The organism is Marihabitans asiaticum (assembly GCF_007828725.1).
Lineage (GTDB): Bacteria > Actinomycetota > Actinomycetes > Actinomycetales > Dermatophilaceae > Marihabitans > Marihabitans asiaticum.
This window is the reverse complement of the sequence record NZ_VIUW01000004.1, coordinates 159,213-176,538: the sequence shown is the minus strand read 5'-3', so window position 1 is coordinate 176,538 and position 17,326 is coordinate 159,213. Positions and strand designations below refer to the sequence as shown.

17 protein-coding genes are annotated in these 17,326 nt (G+C 71.7%); 5 read left to right on the top strand and 12 right to left on the bottom strand.

The window, feature by feature from the left end:
- Nucleotide 1: 1 nt before the first annotated feature.
- The gene (locus tag FB557_RS11860; protein ID WP_144857830.1) at nucleotides 2-718 is read right to left on the bottom strand and encodes a hypothetical protein; all 717 of its coding nucleotides are present in this window, start codon (nucleotides 716-718) and stop codon (nucleotides 2-4) included.
- 184 nt (nucleotides 719-902) lie between these two features.
- A complete protein-coding gene (locus tag FB557_RS11855) occupies nucleotides 903-1,505 on the bottom strand; it encodes a TetR/AcrR family transcriptional regulator (protein ID WP_246074756.1) in 603 nt (200 codons plus the stop codon).
- A gap of 81 nt (nucleotides 1,506-1,586) precedes the next feature.
- On the opposite strand from FB557_RS11855, the gene FB557_RS11850 reads away from it, so the two are divergent.
- The 5 genes from FB557_RS11850 (at nucleotide 1,587) to FB557_RS11830 (ending at nucleotide 5,476) form a co-directional block, all read left to right on the top strand.
- Nucleotides 1,587-2,741 (top strand): acyl-CoA dehydrogenase family protein, encoded by a 1,155-nt coding sequence (locus FB557_RS11850; protein WP_144857829.1) that lies wholly within the window; start codon nucleotides 1,587-1,589, stop codon nucleotides 2,739-2,741.
- A 161-nt stretch (nucleotides 2,742-2,902) separates the two neighbouring features.
- The gene (locus tag FB557_RS11845) at nucleotides 2,903-3,388 is read left to right on the top strand and encodes a MogA/MoaB family molybdenum cofactor biosynthesis protein (protein ID WP_144857828.1); all 486 of its coding nucleotides are present in this window, start codon (nucleotides 2,903-2,905) and stop codon (nucleotides 3,386-3,388) included.
- Nucleotides 3,389-3,456: 68 nt separating this feature from the next.
- A complete protein-coding gene (locus tag FB557_RS11840; protein WP_144857827.1) occupies nucleotides 3,457-3,918 on the top strand; it encodes a molybdenum cofactor biosynthesis protein MoaE in 462 nt (153 codons plus the stop codon).
- Entirely contained in the window at nucleotides 3,915-4,976 is a 1,062-nt protein-coding gene (moaA, locus tag FB557_RS11835; RefSeq protein WP_144857826.1) for a GTP 3',8-cyclase MoaA, read from the top strand. Before FB557_RS11840 ends, moaA begins: the two co-directional genes overlap by 4 nt.
- A gap of 74 nt (nucleotides 4,977-5,050) precedes the next feature.
- Nucleotides 5,051-5,476, top strand: a complete 426-nt coding sequence (locus FB557_RS11830) for an ester cyclase (RefSeq protein WP_144857825.1) — start codon at nucleotides 5,051-5,053, stop codon at nucleotides 5,474-5,476.
- A gap of 60 nt (nucleotides 5,477-5,536) precedes the next feature.
- Here FB557_RS11830 and FB557_RS11825 read toward each other — a convergent pair whose 3' ends face one another.
- From FB557_RS11825 to FB557_RS11780, 10 genes are read right to left on the bottom strand one after another with little or no spacing between them, the layout of a single operon-like run.
- Entirely contained in the window at nucleotides 5,537-5,785 is a 249-nt protein-coding gene (locus FB557_RS11825; RefSeq protein ID WP_144857824.1) for a MoaD/ThiS family protein, read from the bottom strand.
- Complete coding sequence (locus FB557_RS11820) at nucleotides 5,782-6,702, bottom strand: NTP transferase domain-containing protein (RefSeq protein ID WP_144857823.1); 921 nt, start codon at nucleotides 6,700-6,702, stop codon at nucleotides 5,782-5,784. Before FB557_RS11820 ends, FB557_RS11825 begins: the two co-directional genes overlap by 4 nt.
- Before the next feature lie 3 nt (nucleotides 6,703-6,705).
- Nucleotides 6,706-7,191: a cyclic pyranopterin monophosphate synthase MoaC gene (gene moaC, locus FB557_RS11815; RefSeq protein ID WP_144857822.1), complete on the bottom strand. Its 486-nt coding sequence runs from the start codon at nucleotides 7,189-7,191 to the stop codon at nucleotides 6,706-6,708.
- The gene (locus FB557_RS11810) at nucleotides 7,188-8,423 is read right to left on the bottom strand and encodes a molybdopterin molybdotransferase MoeA (protein WP_144857821.1); all 1,236 of its coding nucleotides are present in this window, start codon (nucleotides 8,421-8,423) and stop codon (nucleotides 7,188-7,190) included. Before FB557_RS11810 ends, moaC begins: the two co-directional genes overlap by 4 nt.
- A gap of 10 nt (nucleotides 8,424-8,433) precedes the next feature.
- Entirely contained in the window at nucleotides 8,434-9,573 is a 1,140-nt protein-coding gene (locus FB557_RS11805) for a ThiF family adenylyltransferase (RefSeq protein ID WP_144857820.1), read from the bottom strand.
- 52 nt (nucleotides 9,574-9,625) lie between these two features.
- Nucleotides 9,626-10,378: a respiratory nitrate reductase subunit gamma gene (gene narI, locus FB557_RS11800; RefSeq protein WP_144857819.1), complete on the bottom strand. Its 753-nt coding sequence runs from the start codon at nucleotides 10,376-10,378 to the stop codon at nucleotides 9,626-9,628.
- Entirely contained in the window at nucleotides 10,375-11,151 is a 777-nt protein-coding gene (gene narJ, locus FB557_RS11795; RefSeq protein ID WP_144857818.1) for a nitrate reductase molybdenum cofactor assembly chaperone, read from the bottom strand. The genes narI and narJ overlap by 4 nt, the downstream gene beginning before the upstream one ends.
- Nucleotides 11,151-12,827 (bottom strand): nitrate reductase subunit beta, encoded by a 1,677-nt coding sequence (gene narH, locus FB557_RS11790; RefSeq protein WP_144857817.1) that lies wholly within the window; start codon nucleotides 12,825-12,827, stop codon nucleotides 11,151-11,153. The genes narJ and narH overlap by 1 nt, the downstream gene beginning before the upstream one ends.
- The gene (locus FB557_RS11785; protein WP_211356570.1) at nucleotides 12,827-16,579 is read right to left on the bottom strand and encodes a nitrate reductase subunit alpha; all 3,753 of its coding nucleotides are present in this window, start codon (nucleotides 16,577-16,579) and stop codon (nucleotides 12,827-12,829) included. The genes narH and FB557_RS11785 overlap by 1 nt, the downstream gene beginning before the upstream one ends.
- Nucleotides 16,576-17,325, bottom strand: a complete 750-nt coding sequence (locus FB557_RS11780) for a helix-turn-helix transcriptional regulator (RefSeq protein ID WP_246074755.1) — start codon at nucleotides 17,323-17,325, stop codon at nucleotides 16,576-16,578. Before FB557_RS11780 ends, FB557_RS11785 begins: the two co-directional genes overlap by 4 nt.
- Between the last annotated feature and the right edge of the window lies 1 nt (nucleotide 17,326).

Sequence of the window (17,326 nt, the reverse complement as noted above, 5' to 3'; positions counted from 1 at the left end):
GTCAGCTCGCGGCGAGGGTAGCCGGCAGATCACGGGCGTCGAGCAGGTCCGCCAGCGGGGTGAGGGCGTCGGCGACGGTGGCGAAGGGGGTGACCCTCCCCGTCGCATCCTGGGCCAGGCGCACCGTGCGCGATCGCCCCCTGCGAGGGGCGACGGTGACGTCGAGGGCGCGGGCGAGCAGACGCCCTCGCCCGTCGCCGATACCGCTCCACGCCTGGGCGTGGACCTGCAGGCTCGCCTCGAGGCTGGGCCAGCGCAGGTCCGACGCGGGGTCGGGGGAGTGCAGCACGAGTGCGCTGGAGCGGGCCCGCAGCCGGGCCGAGAGGCGGGCCGCGTCGTGCCGGCTCACCGCCCCCGGGGGGCGCACGGCGACCAGCGGCAACGCCTCGACGAGGATTGCGGTCGCCTCGGCCCAGTCCGGTCCGGGGGCGGGGACCGACAGGGTGCGGGTGAGGTCCAGCCCGAGGCCGGCCGCGCCCTCCAGGCCCAGGTCGGGCATCCCGACCACCCCGCACCAGCGCCCCGCGGCGGACCCGCCGGCAAGCAGGGCCGCGACGAGGGTCTGCGAGCCGTGCACGGCATAGGTGCCACCGGCGCGCAGCCCGCCCGGGACGAGCAGGTCGACGGCATCGGAGCGGGTCAGCCGGGTGCGCGTCTGCGTGCCCCGCTCCATGACGCGCACCCGCTCCTTCAACGTCGCGAGGTCTACCGTGGCCATGGCGATAGTCGAACACGCGTTCGATCAACTGGTCAAGGTCGGCTCTGTCGACATGCTGCCAGCAGCATGTCGGGGAGCCAGCCGGATCTCGAGCTGCTGCTGGCTGATCGAAGTGCTGCCAGCAGCATTTTCGGGGCGTCCAAGGAGGGTGGGGGAGGTGCGAAGGGGGTGGCGCGAAGGGGGATCAGCGGGCGGCGACGAGGCGCAGTGCCAGGGCGCCGTAGGTCTCCTCGATCTCGTCCGGGGTGCGCCGCACCCCCGGGTGGTACCACCGGGCGACATCGACGACGAGGGAGAGCAGGGCCAGGGTGGTCGCGTGGGAGTCGCGTACGTCGAACTCGCCGGAGGTCATCCCGGCCTCGACGACGGACCGGACCACCGCATCGATCTCGCGACGCAGGTCGAGGACCTCGTGGCGGTGCTCGTCGGTGAGGTGGCGGAACTCGTACTGCACGATTCGGGCGAGGGTGAGCTCCTCGGCGTGCCACCGGGCGAAGCGGCCGATCATCTGACGCAACGCCTCGGTCGGGGAGTCCGCATCGCCTGCCGCCGCTGCCATCGCATCGCGCGCGCCGACGTGCCCGTCCCGGGAGAGCTGGAAAAGCAGGTCCTCCTTGCTCGCGAAGTGCACGTACACCCCGGCCGGTGACAGTCCTGCGCGCGAGGCGATGTCGCGGGTCGTCGTCGCGTGGAATCCCTTGGCGGCGAAGGCGTCCGCGGCCGCGTCGAAGAGGCGCATCACGGCGGGGGAGTCCGAGCTGGGGGTGGGCAGGGTGCGCGGGGTCACGTTGATCAGCATGCCCGCCGCGAGTAAGGTAAGCAAGCGCTTAGCAACCATCTGTGTCACGGGATTGAGAGGACGTCACGCATGCCCCGCAACATCTACGACGAGGACCACGAGGCCTTCCGCGCCTCCGTCAAGGAGTTCGTCGAGCGCACCCTCGTCCCGCGGACCGAGGAGATGATCGAGCAGCACTCGATCCCGCGGGAGGTCTGGCTCGAGGCCGGCAAGCAGGGCTTCTTCGGTCTCGGGATCCCCGAGGAGTTCGGCGGCGCCGGAATCGAGGACTACCGCTTCAACGCCGTTCTCGCCGAGGAGCTCGCCGCCTTCAACGCCGCGACCGCGTCCTGCTTCGGCATCCACTCCGACATCACCGCGCCCTACCTCGTGACGCTGGGCACCCAGGAGCAGAAGGAGCGCTGGCTGCCGGCCGTCGCGGCGGGCGAGAAGATCATGTCGATCGGCATGACCGAGCCCTCCGGCGGCTCCGACCTCGCCGCGCTGAAGTCCACCGCGGTCAAGGCCGACGACGGCTCCGGGGACTGGATCCTCAATGGCTCCAAGACCTTCATCACCAACGGATACCAGTGCGACCTCGCGGTCGTCGCCGCCCGGACCGACCCGAGCAAGGGCGCCAAGGGCATCTCCCTCTTCGTCCTGGAGAAGGAGGACGAGGGCTTCACCAAGGGCAAGCCGCTGGACAAGGTCGGTCAGCCCGAGTCCGACACCTCCGAGCTGTTCTTCGACAATGTGCGTCTGCCCGCCGACCGCCTGCTCGGCCCCGAGGGCATGGGCTTCATCGCGATGATGCAGAAGCTGCCCCAGGAGCGCCTCGGCAACGCCGTCGCCAACGTCGCGGGCGCCGCCCAGATCCTCAGCGAGACGATCGAGTACACCAAGGAGCGCAAGGCCTTCGGTCAGCCGGTCGGGACCTTCCAGCACAACAAGTTCAAGATGGCCGAGCTCGTCACCAAGGTCGAGGTCACCCAGGCCTACGTCGATGACTGCGTCGTGGCGCACGGCGAGGGCAAGCTCACCGCGGTCGACGCCGCCAAGGCGAAGTGGTGGGCCGCCGAGGTCCAGTGCGCCGTCCTCGACGAGTGCGTCCAGCTGCACGGCGGCTACGGATTCATGAACGAGTACCGCGTCGCCCGCGCCTGGAAGGACGCCCGCGTCCACAAGATCTGGGCCGGCACGAACGAGATCATGAAGGAGCTCATCGGCCGCGACCTCGGCCTCTGAGAGCTCCCACAGGCTCCCGCGACCCGCAGGTCCCTAGGTTCCTCCTCAGACGCTCAGGAATATTCCTGAGCGTCTGAGGAGGAACCTAGGGACCTGCGCTGGTTGGGGGCGGGTCTGGTTGGGGGCGGGTCTGGTTGGGGGCGGGGTCCTAGGGTTGGGGCATGAGAGCCGCCGTCATCACCGTCTCGGACCGCAGCGCAGCCGGGGAGCGGGACGACCGGTCCGGTCCACGGGCGGTGGAGATGCTCGAGGCGAAGGGGTACGAGCCGCACCTCGTCGTCGTGCCCGACGGGCGGGCGAGCGTCGCCGGGGCGATCCGGGACGCCCTGGACGCGGGTGCCCGGCTCGTCGTGACCAGCGGCGGCACCGGGGTCGGTCCGCGGGACGAGACCCCGGAGGGGACCTCGGCGGTGATCGACGCGGAGCTGCCCGGCGTCGCCGAGCTGCTCCGGTCCACCGGAGCCGAGCACACCCCCTTTGCCGTGCTCTCTCGAGGGGTGGTCGGCGTGGTCCGGGCGAGCGAGCACCACGGCGGCGCCCTCGTGGTCAACCTTCCCGGCAGCCCGAGCGCCGTCGCCGAGGGCCTCGACGTCGTCCTGCCGCTCGCGGGTCACGTGCTCGACCAGCTGGTCGGTGGCGACCACTGACCTGCGCTGACGTACCGTGTGAGGTGCTGCCCGAGGGCAGCGACGGGACCGACCGCAGGGAGCCACAGATGAGCCGCTGGCGCGCGCAGATCGCGACCGAGGCGATCGATCTCGGCGCCGCGATGGCGCAGGTGACCTCGCCTGCTCACGGTGCGGTCGCGAGCTTCGTCGGCCAGGTCCGCGACCACGACCCGGAGGCGAGCGGCGAGGTGGTCTCGCTGGACTACTCCGCCCATCCTGACGCCGGTCGCACCATCGAGCGCGTCGTCGCGCAGACCCTGGAGTCGCTCGACCCCACGGGCCAGACCGACGGGGTCGCGCTGCACCGCGTCGGGCATCTCGAGGTGGGTGATCTCGCCCTCGTCGTCGTCGTCGGCAGCGCCCACCGGGCGCTCGCCTTCGAGGTCTGCCGCGGGGTGGTCGAGGCGGTCAAGCACGAGGTCCCGATCTGGAAGAAGCAGCACACCGCCGACGGCGCGCACGTCTGGAGCGGTCTGGACCAGCAGGCCGTCGGAGATGGTGGGCGATGAGCACCGATCTCGGCATACCTCGCGTGCGGACCGTCTCCGCACAGCATGTGGCGCAGGACACCGGCGGCCCCCTCGTGGACGGCCACGGCCGGCTGCACCGCGACCTGCGGGTCTCCCTCACCGACCGCTGCAACCTGCGGTGCACCTACTGCATGCCGGCCGACGGCGTGCCGTGGACGCCGACTCCCGAGCTGCTCACGACCGACGAGCTGCTGCGCATCGTCGACGTGGCCGTGAGCGCCGGCATCACCGAGGTGCGGCTCACCGGCGGCGAGCCGCTGCTGCGACCCGACATCGTCGACGTCGTGCGCGGTATCGCCTCGATGACCGGCGAGAGCGGACCGGTCGAGGTGTCGATGACGACCAATGCGCTGCGCCTGCCGCGGCTCGCCCAGCCGCTGAAGGACGCCGGCCTGACCCGGGTGAACATCAGCCTGGACACCCTGCGATCCGAGCGCTTCGCCGCGATGAGCCGTCGGGACCGCTTCGAGGACACGATGACCGGCATCGCGGCGGCCGAGGCGGCCGGCTTCGAGCCGATCAAGCTCAACACCGTCCTGCTGCGCGGCGTCAACGACGACGAGGCGGTCGACCTGACTCGGTGGGCGATCGAGCGGGGCTACGAGCTGCGCTTCATCGAGCAGATGCCGCTCGACGGCGGGCACGTCTGGCAGCGCAGCGAGATGATCACCGGTGCCGAGATCCTCGCCTGGCTCGGCGAGGCCTTCGAGCTGACCGAGGTCCCCGGTCGCGGCGCGGCCCCGGCCGAGCGCTTCCTCGTCGACGGCGGTCCGGCCACCGTCGGGGTGATCGCCTCGGTGACCATGCCGTTCTGCGGGGCGTGCGACCGGCTGCGCCTGACCGCCGACGGCCAGCTGCGCTCGTGCCTCTTCGCCCGCGACGAGACCGACCTGCGCACCCCCCTTCGCGACGGGTCGTCGGAGGAGGAGATCACCGCGCTCATCCACTCCTGCCTCGCCGGCAAGCGGCCCGGGCACGGTATCGACGAGCCGGGCTTCCTCCAGCCGCCCCGCCCGATGAGCGCGATCGGCGGCTGACCGCTCACGGACCGGGACTGGCCGCAGGAGAGGGACACGGTGCAGACTCGGACAGGCCGAGAACGGGAGCCGCGATGGATGCCGAAACAGTCGTCCGGTCCTACCTAACCGCTGGGGACGCGGGCGCCGAGTGCACCCTCGCCGAGCTGGTCGCGAAGGACGTCGTCACGCACGCGCCAGGGCGGGTGACCATCGCCGGACGAGAGGCGACGATTGCGACCTGGAGGGCGGCCAGGGGCGGGCTGAGTCAGCTGTCTCACCGAGTTATGGAGATGGTGACGCGCGGCGACACGGTTGCGGTGCGGGTCGAGGTATCGGGGCTGCACACCGGGACATTCCTCGGCGTGCCCCCGACCGGTGCGCGGGTCACGGTGGATCAGGCGCTCTTCGTCCGACTGGAGGAGGGCCGCATTGTCGAGATGTGGGAGATCGTCGACACCGCAGCTGGTCTGCAGCAGCTCGGAGCGCTGGGCCCGCGGCAGCTCAGCCCCGGTGGCTGAACCTGCGCCGACACATGCCTATGTGGCCGCTTTGACCGGCGCCGCACCGGCACACAGAGATCACCCCCCGGCGAAGGGGGGAAGCACGTCGACCACTGAGCCGGCGGAGACCTCGACCGGCTCGCCGGTGACATTCCGCCCATCGACGAGCACCGAGCACTGCGGCAGCACCCGCGCGACCGGGTCACCGTGGCGGGTCACCGCCGCGTCGAGCACGGCGGCCAGCGTCCCGGCCGGGTAGGCCTCCTCCTCGGCGCCGGCGGCCTCGGCCGCACCGCCGAACCAGCGCACCGTGACCTCCCCGCTCATCGTTGCGCCTCGTCCGCGGCCTTCGGTGGCGCGGACCTGATCGTCCCGGCCACCGCCCGGCTCAGCTCGACGACGTCGGGTACCTCGCCGCGAGCGCGCGCCGCGCCAACGGCCTGACCGACGATGTAGGCGCCGACGGGGGCGAGCGGGCGGTCGTAGCCGTGGGCGATCTGCTTGGTCAACCGGTGGATCGACTCGATGTCGACGTCCGAGGGACGGGTCCCGACGACGGCCGCGGCCTGCTCGACCCAGGCCCGCCACCGTGCCTGGGTGGCCTCGTCGTCGGTGAGCCGAGGCTCGCGGCCGCCCGTCGGGGCGGCGCCCCAGCGTTGGGCGTCGGCCGGGGTGTCGATGTCGGCGATGGTGTCGGGGTCCACGGCGACGGTCCGCAGGCGAAGGGGGGAGAGCATCGCCTTCATCGACCGGTCCCGGGCGGTGCCGAGGGCCTGCACTGCCTCGCGCAGCGCTGCCGTGCGGTGGATGCCGAAGAGCCACTGCGGGTGGTCGGCCTCCCCGGCGAGGCACAGGCCGTCGACGCCTTCGTCCACCCCGGGTGCCCCCGGCGAGTCCGCCTCTGCTGCCGCTCGGAGCAGAGCGGCGACGCCGGCCGCAGGGTCGGCGAGGTCACCCGCGAGCAGCAGGGTCCACGGCGCGGGAGCGTCGATCGCTGCCAGGCCCGCCGCGGTTCCGGCGGCCGGGCCACCGGCAGGCGGGTCCTCGAGCGTGCGGAGGACGCCGTCGGGGACGGCGACCTGGTCCCCGCCCACGACCACCCGGGTCGATGCCCCACTGGCTGCGGTGAGGGTGCGCTCGAGCAGCCGCTCACCGCCGATCTGCAGGTCGGCCTTGATCGTGCCGCCGAGTCGCTGGCCGGTCCCTCCGGCGACGACGACGAGGTCATACTCCACGGTGACCATCGCTTAGCCCTCCCTCTCGTCCCTGGTCCAGGTGCCGGACCGGCCGCCCTCCTTGCGCAGCAGCCGGATGTCGTCGATGTGCGCGCCGCGGTCGATGCCCTTGACCATGTCGATGACCGCCAGCGCGGCGACCGACACGCTCGTCAGCGCCTCCATCTCGACACCCGTCCGGTCCGCGGTGCGCACGGTCGCGGTGATCTCGACGCCGCTGTCGACGACCTCGAGGTCGACCACGGCGCCGTGCACGCCGATGGTGTGCGCCAGCGGCAGCAGCTCGGGGGTCTTCTTCGCCGCCTGGATCCCGGCGACCCGGGCGACGGCGAGCACGTCCCCCTTCGGCACGGCCTCGTTACGCAGCAGGGCGACGACCTCGGCGGAGCAGCGCACGCGGCCCGCGGCGGTCGCCGCGCGGACGGTGGGCTGCTTCTCGGTCACGTCGACCATCCGGGCGTGCCCGGCCTGGTCGAGGTGGGTCAGCGGGTGGGTCATCGCACTCTCCTGATCGTCAGCAGGTCTCCGGCGCTGACCTCCGTGGCGTCCTCCGGAACCTCGGCCAGGCCGTCCGCGCCGGCGAGCGAGGTGACCATGTGCGACGCCGAGCCGCGTCGGTGGGTCGGGGTGGCGACGAGCCGTCCCTGGTCGTCGGTGTCGAGCGCGACGGGCACGAGCTGGCGCCGACCGCCGGGGGAGCGCCACGACGTGCCGGCCACCGCGCGCCAGGGCCTCTCGGGAGAACGGGCTAGCAGCGCGTCGATCATGGCTCGGCCGAAGACCTCGAAGGAGATCGCCGCGCTCACCGGGTTGCCCGGCAGCGCGAGCACCGGTGTGCCTCGCCAACGGGCCCAGCCCTGCGGCTTGCCCGGCTGCATCCGAACGTGCCGGAAGGTCCCACCGGCTCGCTCGGAGAGCACCTCCCGCGCGATGTCGTAGGCCCCGACGGAGACCCCGCCGGTGAGGACGACGAGATCGCTGCCGTCGGCGAGCGCGTCGAGCGCGGTGACGAAGGCTTCGCCGTCGTCGCGCACGACCGGACCCCGCCGCGCCACGCACCCGAGCTGCATCGCCCGCGCCGCGAGCTGAGTGCCGTTGGACTCGAAGATCTGGCCCCGACCGAGGTCGCCACCAGGGGCGACGAGCTCGTCGCCGGTCGAGGCAATCGCGACCACGGGGCGGGCCCGCACGACGACCTCGGCGTGCCCGGCGGCGGCGACCGCGCCCAGCACCGCCGCGGTGAGCGTCGTCCCGGCCGGCGCGACGACGTCACCGGCCGCCACGTCCTCGCCCGCCGCGCGGACGTGCGCGCCGGTTCCGCGATCGGGCGCCGATCCGATCGTCACGACGTCCACCCCTTCGTCGGTCAGCTCGACGGGGACGACCGTGTCGGCCGCCGTCGGCACCGGCGCGCCGGTCATGATCCGCACGCACTCGCCCGGCCCGATCGCCGGGTCGGCCGGCGACCCGGCCGGGACCTCACCGACCACCCGCAGCCGCGCCGGCAGACCGGCGAGATCGGCCCAGCGCACCGCGTAGCCGTCCATCGCCGAGTTGGCGAAGGCGGGGACCGGTCCTCGGGCGCGGACGTCCTCGGCGAGGACCCGCCCGAGCAGGGCGGGCAGGTCCGGCTCGAGCGGGACCGTCTCGCCCGCGGTCGGTCCGGGGAGCAGCGAGCGCACCTCGTCGCGGTACTGCTCGAGGGTCAGAAGCTCACGGGGATCGGGCATGGCGGGCTCGTCAGTACCGGGGCAGCGAGGGGTCGATCTGCTCGGCCCACGCAGTCATCCCGCCGTCGAGGACGCTCAGCCGCTGATAACCCTGCGCCTGCAGCGCCCCGGCGGCGAGGTAGGCGCGCGGCCCGGTCTTGCACACGAGCACCGTGGGCCGGTCGCGGGGGATGCGCAGCTCGTCGGGATCGCCGTCGGTGAGCACCGCCAGCGGCAGGTGCACCGAGCCGGGGATCACCCCGAAGTCACGCTCGGCCGCCTCGCGCACGTCGAGGACGAAGGGGGGAGAGCCCCCTTGCAGGTCGGCGGCGAGCTGGTCGGCGCTCACGGTGGCGCACGTGGGGAGGTCGGCGCTCGCCGGCGGCTGCGCGCCGAGGTAGCGGTCGGAGGCCGCGAGCGGGATCTCGCGCTGGGTGGTGGTGAGTGAGTCGATGTAGAGCACCCGGCCGAGGAGGGGGCAGCCGGCTCCGGTGATGAGCTTGATCGCCTCTCCGGCCATCATCGACCCGACCTGGCCGACGAGCGCGCCCATCACCCCGGAGTCGCCGCAGGCCGGGACGCTCCCGGGTGCCGGCGGCCGGGGGAAGAGGTCGCGCAGCCCGACCCCCTGCCCGCCGGGGGCGGCGGTCCAGAAGGTCGTGAGGTGGGCCGCGGTGCGATAGACCGCCGCCCAGACCAGCGGCACCCCGAGCTCGTGGCACGCCGCGTCGACGGCGTAGCGGGTCTCGAAGTTGTCGCTGCCGTCGAGCACGATGTCGTGGTCGCGCAGCACGTCGACGGCGTTGTCGGGGTCGAGGTGGACCTCGCGCCCGCGCACGTCGCAGTCGGCGTTGAGCCCGCCGACCCGGTCGACGGCGCTCTCGACCTTGGACAGGCCGACCGACATCGCGTCGTGGATCACCTGGCGCTGCAGGTTGGTCGCGTCGACGGCGTCGTCGTCGATGATCGTCAGCCGCCCCACGCCGGCGGCGGCGAGGTACATCAGCGCGGGCGACCCCAGCCCGCCGGCGCCGACGACGGCGACCCGCGCGCCGAGGAGGCGGCGCTGGCCCTCGCGGCCGACGGTGGGCAGGAGGAGGTGCCGGGCGTAGCGGGTGACCTGCTCGGGCGTGAGCTCGGGTCCGGGCTCGACGAGGGCGGGCAGCGACATGGCACCGACGGTACGCCGTGGCGCGGCGACCGGTCGATCGGGTAGGGGCACCTCAGCGCTTGCGGGTGAGCTCTGGCTTGTCCCAGCCCCGCTGCGGCGCACGGGTTCCCGTGCCCTGCCCGCTGCGGGCGTCGCGCGAGCGGTACACGAGGTACGGACGGGTGAGGTAGCCCAGGGGAGCGCTGAAGACATGCACCAGCCGGGTGAAGGGCCACATCGCGAAGAGGGCCATGGCGACGAGCGCGTGCAGCTTGAAGCCGATCGGGGCATCCGCCATGAGGTCGGCGTCCGGGCGGAAGGTGAAGATGCCGCGCCACCACGGCGAGACGCCCTCGCGGTAGTCGTAGTGGCCGCCGAGGTTGAGCAGCGACCCGGCGATGGTGTTCCACACCCCGAGGATGATGACGACGGCGAGGAGGAGGTACATCACCTTGTCGTTCGCGGTCGTCGCGCTGAAGACCGGCCCGGTCGTGCGGCGCCTGTAGACGAGGATCGCCAGCCCGGCCAGGGTCGCCAGGCCGGCCGGGATGCCGCCGGCAAGGGCGATGAAGTGGTAGGTCTCGGCGCTGATCCCCAGGGCGTCGGTCGCGACCTTGGGGATGACCAGGCCGATGACGTGCCCCATGACGACGCCGAGCATGCCGAAGTGGAAGAGCGGGCTGCCGATGCGCAGCAGCTTGTCCTCGTACAGCTGGGAGGAGCGGGTGGTCCACCCGAACTTGTCGTACTGGTACCGCCAGAAGTGGCCGACGACGAAGATCGCCAGGGTGAGGTACGGGACGATGACCCAGAGGAAGGTGCTCAACGCGGGGCTCCTACGGTGATGGTGGTGCCGAGATCAGCGGTACGGCGAAGGGGTGCCCCCGAGCTGTCGCAGGACGCGCCGGCCATCGGCGCGGCCAGCTGCTCGTCGAAGGCGGGGTCGAGGGCGTAGGGAGAGGTGTCGATGCCGACCTCCTCCTGCGGCGGCCCCTCGGCGACGAGCCGGGCCAGGGCCTCCTCGTCGTCGCCCTGGAGGGCGGGCAGGGTGGCTCGTAGCGCCTGCACCACCGGCAGCCACGGCGAGCCGTGCTCTCCTCGCCCCTTGAGCGCGGTGTGCAGCAGCTCGATGCCGACCCGGTGGTCGTTGAGCAGCTTCCACGCCGCCTGCGGGTCGGCGCTCGCGCCGAACTCCAGGAGCACGCACAGGTGGTCGGGCAGCTCGGCTCCCTCGTCGGCGAGCTCGACCCCGGCGCGGCGGTAGGCCTGCTTGAGCTGCACGAGCGCGGCGCCCCGCTTGCGGGTGTCGCCGTGCAGGAAGTACGTGAGGTGCAGCGCGCAGCGGCGGGTCACGTCGAAGGTGTCGACGTACTCGCTCTGCAGCTGCGCCAGCGGGGTGCGCTCGAGGTGGTCGACGAAGGTGGTGAGCGGCTCACCGACCGGTGAGGGCACCCCCTTCGCGCTCTCCCGGAGCACGGGCGCCAGCGCGACGAGCCGCTCGTCCGGGTAGTCCAGGAGGAGGGAGATCATCTGCCACGCGTCGGCCTGGGCCGCCGGGTCCAGCCCCGGTGCGGTGCGCCGGTGCCGGCGCCACGGCATCACGAGCGCTCACCGCCGCGAGACTCCCCGCCCGAGCCGGCCGGGAAGAGGCCGTCGGGGGTGCCCTTGCCGTCCCAGTTGAGCAGGTTGACCCGGCCGGACTTGCCGCCCCCGCCGACGAGCTGGTCGGAGGTCTGCCGCTCCTGGAGCATCTGGAAGTTCTCCGCAGCCACCGGCGTCATCGCCGCGCGACCAGAGCCCTCACCGAACGGCCCCGACTCGAGGTCCTCGTAGCCGGACACCGCGCAGTCGGTGGCGATCTCCTCCAGGGCGTGCGCCTGCTCGCCGTGGGCGGTGGGGATGACGTAACGCTCGTCGTACTTCGCCAGGGCGAGGAGGCGGAACATCTCGTACATCTCCTCCTCCTCCATGCCGACCGCTGCCGGGATCTCACCGCGCGGGTCGCGCCCGAGGTTGATGTCGCGCATGTAAGAGCGCATCGCGGCGAGCTTCTTGAGCACCTCGTCGACGGGCCGGACGTCACCGGCGGTGAAGAGGTTGGCGAGGTACTCCACGGGGATGCGCAGGGTGTCGATCGCCGCGAAGAGGTTGTCGGCGTCCTCGCCGTCGTAGCCGGTGCCGGAGATGACGTCGACGACCGGGGAGAGCGGCGGGATGTACCAGACCATCGGCATCGTGCGGTACTCCGGGTGCAGCGGCAGCGCCACCTGGTAGTCCATGATCAGCCGGCGCACCGGCGAAGCCTTCGCCGCCTCGATCCAGTCACCGGGGATGCCGGCCCGCTCGGCCTCACGCTGGACCTCGGGGTCGAAGGGGTCGAGGAAGACCGAGCGCTGAGCCTGGTACAGGTCGTGGTCGTCCTCGACCGACGCCGCGTCGAGGACCCGGTCGGCGTCGTAGAGCATGATCCCGATGTAGCGCAGCCGCCCTACGCAGGTCTCGGCGCACACGGTGGGGATGCCGACCTCGACCCTCGGGTAGCAGAAGGTGCACTTCTCGGCCTTGCCGGTCTTGTGGTTGAAGTAGACCTTCTTGTACGGGCAGCCGGTGATGCACATGCGCCAGCCCCGGCAGCGGTCCTGGTCGACCAGGACGATGCCGTCCTCGGTGCGCTTGTAGATCGCGCCGGAGGGGCAGGACGCCGCGCAGCTGGGGTTGAGGCAGTGCTCGCAGATCCGCGGCAGGTAGAACATGAAGGTCTGGTCGAACTCGAACTTCACCTTGTCCTCGATGCCCTTGAGCATCGGGTCCTTGATGGCGTGCTCCATCGACCCGCCGAGGTCGTCGTCCCAGTTGGCCGACCAGGAGACGTTCATCTGCTTGCCCGAGATGAGCGAGTAGGGCTTGGCGACCGGGAAGGTCTTCTGCGCCGGGGCGTTCAGCAGGGTCTCGTAGTCGTAGGTCCACGGCTCGTAGTAGTCCTGGATGCTCGGCATCTTCGGGTTGGAGAAGATGTTGAGCAGCTTGTTCAGCCGCCCGCCGGCGCGCAGCTTCAGCCGCCCGTCCTTGCCGCGGACCCAGCCGCCCTTCCACTCCTCCTGGTCCTCGTAGCGCCTCGGGTACCCCAGGCCAGGGCGGGTCTCGACGTTGTTGAACCAGACGTACTCCGTGCCGGCCCGGTTGGTCCAGGCCTGCTTGCAGGTGACCGAGCAGGTGTGGCACCCGATGCACTTGTCGAGGTTCATCACCATCGCCATCTGAGCCATGACGCGCATCAGTACGTGACCTCCTGGTTGGTGCGGCGGCGGATCATCGTCACTTCGTCCCGGTTGTTGCCCGTCGGGCCGATGTAGTTGAAGAAGTAGGACAGCTGGGCATAGCCGCCGATGATGTGGCTTGGCTTGAGCATGATCCGGGTGAGACTGTTGTGGATCCCGCCGCGCAGCTTGTCGGTCTCGGTGAGCGGGGTGTCGATGAGCCGGTCCTGCGCGTGGTGCATGTAGACCGTGCCCTCGGGCATCCGGTGGCTCACCACGGCGCGGCAGGCGACGACGCCGTTGCGGTTGACCGCCTCGACCCAGTCGTTGTCCTTCACCCCGATCTTCTCGGCGTCGACGTCGGACATCCAGATCGTCTGCCCGCCCCGGCTCAGGCTGAGCATGAAGAGGTTGTCCTGGTACTCGCTGTGGATCGACCACTTGTTGTGCGGGGTGAGGTACCGCACCGAGAGGGCGACGGACCTCCCTTCGCTCTCGGTCTGCTCACCGAGGGGGGTCTCCCCGGAGAGCCGGCTCATGTCCAGCGGTGGTCGGTAGGTCGGCAGCCCCTCGCCCATGTCGGTCATCCAGTCGTGGTCGAGGTAGAACTGCTGGCGCCCGGTGAGGGTGTGGAAGGGCTTGAGCCGCTCGATGTTGATCGTGAAGGGGGAGTAGCGCCGCCCCCCGGACTCGCTGCCGGACCACTCGGGGGAGGTGATGACGGGCACCGGCGCGGCCTGGGTGTCGGCGAAGGTGATCTGCTTGCCCTCGTGCTCGGCCGAGAGGTCGTGCAGCTCGGTGCCGGTGCGCTGCTCGAGGAAGCGGAAGCCCTGGGTGGCCAGGTGCCCGTTGCTCACCCCGGAGAAGTGCAGCATCGCGTCGGCGACCTGGATGTCGGTCTCGAGCTTGGGCTGGCCGTCGGCGACCCCGCCGCGGACGATGCCGTTGCGCCGGCCGAGGATCTCGACCTCGCGGCCGACCTCGTACTTCACGCCCTTGGTGAGCATCCCGGCCTTGGCCATGAGCGGGCCGATCGCGGTCATCTTCTGATACACCGCCGGGTAGTCCCGCTCGACCGCTGCGAGCACCGGGAGGGTCTTGCCGGGAACCGGCTCGACCTCCCCCTCCGCCCAGTCCAGGACCCGGCCGTGCACCGTGGCCATCGCCTCGGGGGTGTCGTGCCACAGCGGCTTGGCGACGACGTCGGTGCGGGTACCGAGGTGGTCGGCGGCGAGCTCGGAGAAGCGCTTGGCGATGACCTTCCAGGTCTCCCAGTCGCTCTTGGACTGCCACGGCGGGGCGATGGCGGGGTTGAAGGAGTGCACGAAGGGGTGCATGTCGGTCGTGCTCAGGTCGTGCTTCTCGTACCAGGTGGCCGCCGGCAGGACGACGTCGGAGAGCAGCGTCGAGCTGGTCATCCGGAAGTCGAGGGTGACCAGCAGGTCGAGCTTGCCCTCGGGTGCCTCCTCCGGCCAGGCGACGCTCTGCGGCCGCAGCTCCGGCGGGGCCTGGGTGCCCTTGACCGCGTTGTCCGTGCCGAGGAGGTGCTTGAGGAAGTACTCGTTGCCCTTGGCGGAGGAGCCGAAGAGGTTAGAGCGCCACAGGGCGAGCACGCGCGGGTGGTTGTCGGGGGCCTCGGGGTCCTCGACGGCGAAGTGGAGGCTGCCTTCCTTCAGGGACCGGGCGACGTACTCGCCGGCCGGCATCCCAGCCTGCACCGCCTCGTCGGCCACGGCCAGGGAGCTGCGGTCGAACTGCGGGTAGGAGGGGGTCCACCCCAGGCGGACGGACTGGGCGAGCAGGTCCATCGTCGTGCGCTGCCCGAAGGCACCGGGGGAGCCGTTCGCCTCGTCGGCGGTGAAGGTGTCGTAGCGGTACTGGCTGGTGTTGACGTACCAGTACGCGGTCTGGTTCATGTGCCGCGGCGGGCGGACCCAGTCCAGGGCGAAGGCGAGGTGCTGGAAGCCCATGATCGGGCGGATCTTCTCCTGCCCGACGTAGTGGGCCCAGCCGCCGCCGTTACGGCCCTGGGTGCCGCAGATCGTCGTGAGGACGAGCATCGCCCGGTACAGCTGGTCGGAGTGGTACCAGTGGTTGGTCCCGGCGCCCATGAGGATCATCCCGCGGCCGCCGGTGTCGAGCGCGTTGCGCGCCCACTCCCGGGCCAGGCGGGTGATCTGCTCGACCGGGACCCCGCTGATCTCGGCGGCCCATGCAGGGGTCGCCGGGACCGAGGGGTCCTCGTAGCCCTGCGGCCACCGGCCGGGCAGCCCGTCCCGGCCGACGCCGTAGTGCGCCAGCATGAGGTCGAGCACGGTGGTGACGAGCCGGCCGCCGACCCGGCGCACGGGCACCCCGCGCCGCTCGGTGCTCATCGCCCCGCCGGGGGTGTCGAAGCGGGCCAGCTCGACCTCGACCGACTCCTCGTGCGCGCCGTACAGGGTGAGCGCCGGCTCGATCTCGCCGAGGTCGAGGTTCCACCGGCCCGCGCCCTCCTCGCCGAAGCGGTGCCCGATGGAGCCGTTCGGGATGACCACCTCGCCGGTGACGCTGTCCAGGACGGCCGTCTTCCACATGGCGTTCTCGCTCGTCGCCTCGGGGTGGCCGTCGATGTCGCCCGCGACGAGGAACTTGCCGGGACGGTAGGCCGGGGCGTCGCCCCCTTCGCCGTCGACCTCGTCGAGGGTGACGAGGTAGGGCAGGTCGGTGTAGCGCTGGTTGTACCGGGTGAAGAAGTCGTGCTGGGCATCGGCGAAGAACTCGCGCAGGATGACGTGGCCCATCCCCATCGCCAGGGCGCCGTCGGTGCCGGGCGCCGAGGCCACCCACTCGTCGGCGAACTTGACGTTCTCGGCGTAGTCGGGGGCGACGGCGATGACCTTCTGCCCGCGGTAACGCGCCTCGGTCATCCAGTGCGCGTCGGGGGTGCGGGTCAGCGGGACGTTGCTGCCCCACATGATGAGGTAGGCGGCGTCCCACCAGTCGCCGGACTCGGGGACGTCGGTCTGGTCGCCGAACATCTGCGGGCTGGCCGGCGGCAGGTCGGCGTACCAGTCGTAGAAGGAGAGCATCGGGGCGCCGATGAGCTCGTGGAAGCGGGCACCGGAGGCATAGCTGACCGGCGACATCGCGGGGATCGGGGAGAAGCCGGCGATCCGGTCCGGCCCCCAGCGCTTGACCGTGTACACGTAGGCGGCGGCGACCATCTCGGTCACCTCCTCCCACGTCGAGCGGACGAGGCCGCCCTTGCCGCGGGCGCTCTTGTAGGTGCGGACCTGCTCCTCGTCCTGGACGATCGAGCCCCAGGCGACGACCGGGTCGCCGTGCGTCTCCTTGGCCCGGCGGAACATCTCGAGCAGCACGCCACGCACGTACGGGTAGCGCACCCGGGTGGGGGAGTAGGTGTACCAGGAGAAGGCGGCGCCGCGGGGGCAGCCGCGCGGCTCGTACTCCGGCCGGTCGGCGCCGGTGCTCGGGTAGTCGGTCTGCTGGGCCTCCCAGGTGATGATCCCGTCCTTGACGTAGACCTTCCACGAGCACGAGCCGGTGCAGTTCACCCCGTGGGTGGAGCGCACCACCTTGTCGTGGCTCCAGCGGTCCCGGTAGAAGGAGTCGCCGCTGCGGCCGCCCTCGAGGTACATCGAGCGCTGGTCGGGGGAGATCCCGGCCTTGGTGAAGAAGCGGCGGGTACCCACCAGGGCCGCCGACAGGGGGGAGTCCATCCCGGCGGACTCGGGCAGCGGCGAGGTCTGGTCGGACGTCGCGGTCATCGGGTTCCTCCTCGGGGGGCGAAGTCCGCCCTCGTGGTGATGTGCGCCAGGCAGCGGTTGGGTTCGACGAAGGGGGTCAGCGAGGTCTCGGTCTCGCCCTCGCCGAGGGTGGAGAGGGCGCCGCGGATCAGCCCGCGGTGCACCCCGCAGACGACCTGCGGGTTGTCCTTGGCCAGGGCTAGGAAGGGGCAGTCGACGAGGTCGACCTCGACGGTGCGCCCGGAGTCCTCGGTGCGCAGGTTGGGGGTGTAGCCCCAGTCGCGGAGGAGGTCGACCATGACGCCGACCTTGCTCAACCAGGCGCCGGCGCTCCGGGCGGTCCCGGCGTCGACGAGGTCGCCACCCCACTCTGTGGCGTGGCGCTGCGCCCAGGCGAAGCCGGCCTCCTCGGGGGTCAGCGGCGAGCCGTCGTCGTGGGTGCAGGCGAACATCTCGGCCAGGAGCGAGGCGAGCACCCCGAAGGACTCGGCCTGCTGCGAGGCGTCGAGGCTGCCGCTCGTCGCGACGTAGTGCTTGCTCGGCCGGCCCACGCCCGCGGAGCGCTCGAAGTGGGATGTGGCCAGGCCGGCCGCGACGAGCTGGTCGAGGTGGAACCGGACGGTCGAGGCGTGCAGGCCGACGGCTTCGCCGAGCTCGGTGGCCGAGAGCCCCCGGTCGCGCCGGTCGGCGGGCAGGTTGGCCAGGGTGTCCAGGAGGTCCCGGCGCACGGCGGAGCGCAGCAGGCCGACGTCCTCCGAATCGCTCACA

What these genes read in the sequence shown, in the direction of transcription:
- FB557_RS11860 (WP_144857830.1), bottom strand. Translation starts at nt 718, where the DNA reads ATGGCCACGGTAGACCTCGCGACGTTGAAGGAGCGGGTGCGCGTCATG.
- FB557_RS11850 (WP_144857829.1), top strand. Translation starts at nt 1,587, where the DNA reads ATGCCCCGCAACATCTACGACGAGGACCACGAGGCCTTCCGCGCCTCC.
- FB557_RS11845 (WP_144857828.1), top strand. Translation starts at nt 2,903, where the DNA reads ATGAGAGCCGCCGTCATCACCGTCTCGGACCGCAGCGCAGCCGGGGAG.
- FB557_RS11840 (WP_144857827.1), top strand. Translation starts at nt 3,457, where the DNA reads ATGAGCCGCTGGCGCGCGCAGATCGCGACCGAGGCGATCGATCTCGGC.
- moaA (WP_144857826.1), top strand. Translation starts at nt 3,915, where the DNA reads ATGAGCACCGATCTCGGCATACCTCGCGTGCGGACCGTCTCCGCACAG.
- FB557_RS11830 (WP_144857825.1), top strand. Translation starts at nt 5,051, where the DNA reads ATGGATGCCGAAACAGTCGTCCGGTCCTACCTAACCGCTGGGGACGCG.
- FB557_RS11825 (WP_144857824.1), bottom strand. Translation starts at nt 5,785, where the DNA reads ATGAGCGGGGAGGTCACGGTGCGCTGGTTCGGCGGTGCGGCCGAGGCC.
- FB557_RS11820 (WP_144857823.1), bottom strand. Translation starts at nt 6,702, where the DNA reads ATGGTCACCGTGGAGTATGACCTCGTCGTCGTCGCCGGAGGGACCGGC.
- moaC (WP_144857822.1), bottom strand. Translation starts at nt 7,191, where the DNA reads ATGACCCACCCGCTGACCCACCTCGACCAGGCCGGGCACGCCCGGATG.
- FB557_RS11810 (WP_144857821.1), bottom strand. Translation starts at nt 8,423, where the DNA reads ATGCCCGATCCCCGTGAGCTTCTGACCCTCGAGCAGTACCGCGACGAG.
- FB557_RS11805 (WP_144857820.1), bottom strand. Translation starts at nt 9,573, where the DNA reads ATGTCGCTGCCCGCCCTCGTCGAGCCCGGACCCGAGCTCACGCCCGAG.
- narJ (WP_144857818.1), bottom strand. Translation starts at nt 11,151, where the DNA reads ATGCCGTGGCGCCGGCACCGGCGCACCGCACCGGGGCTGGACCCGGCG.
- narH (WP_144857817.1), bottom strand. Translation starts at nt 12,827, where the DNA reads ATGCGCGTCATGGCTCAGATGGCGATGGTGATGAACCTCGACAAGTGC.
- FB557_RS11785 (WP_211356570.1), bottom strand. Translation starts at nt 16,579, where the DNA reads ATGACCGCGACGTCCGACCAGACCTCGCCGCTGCCCGAGTCCGCCGGG.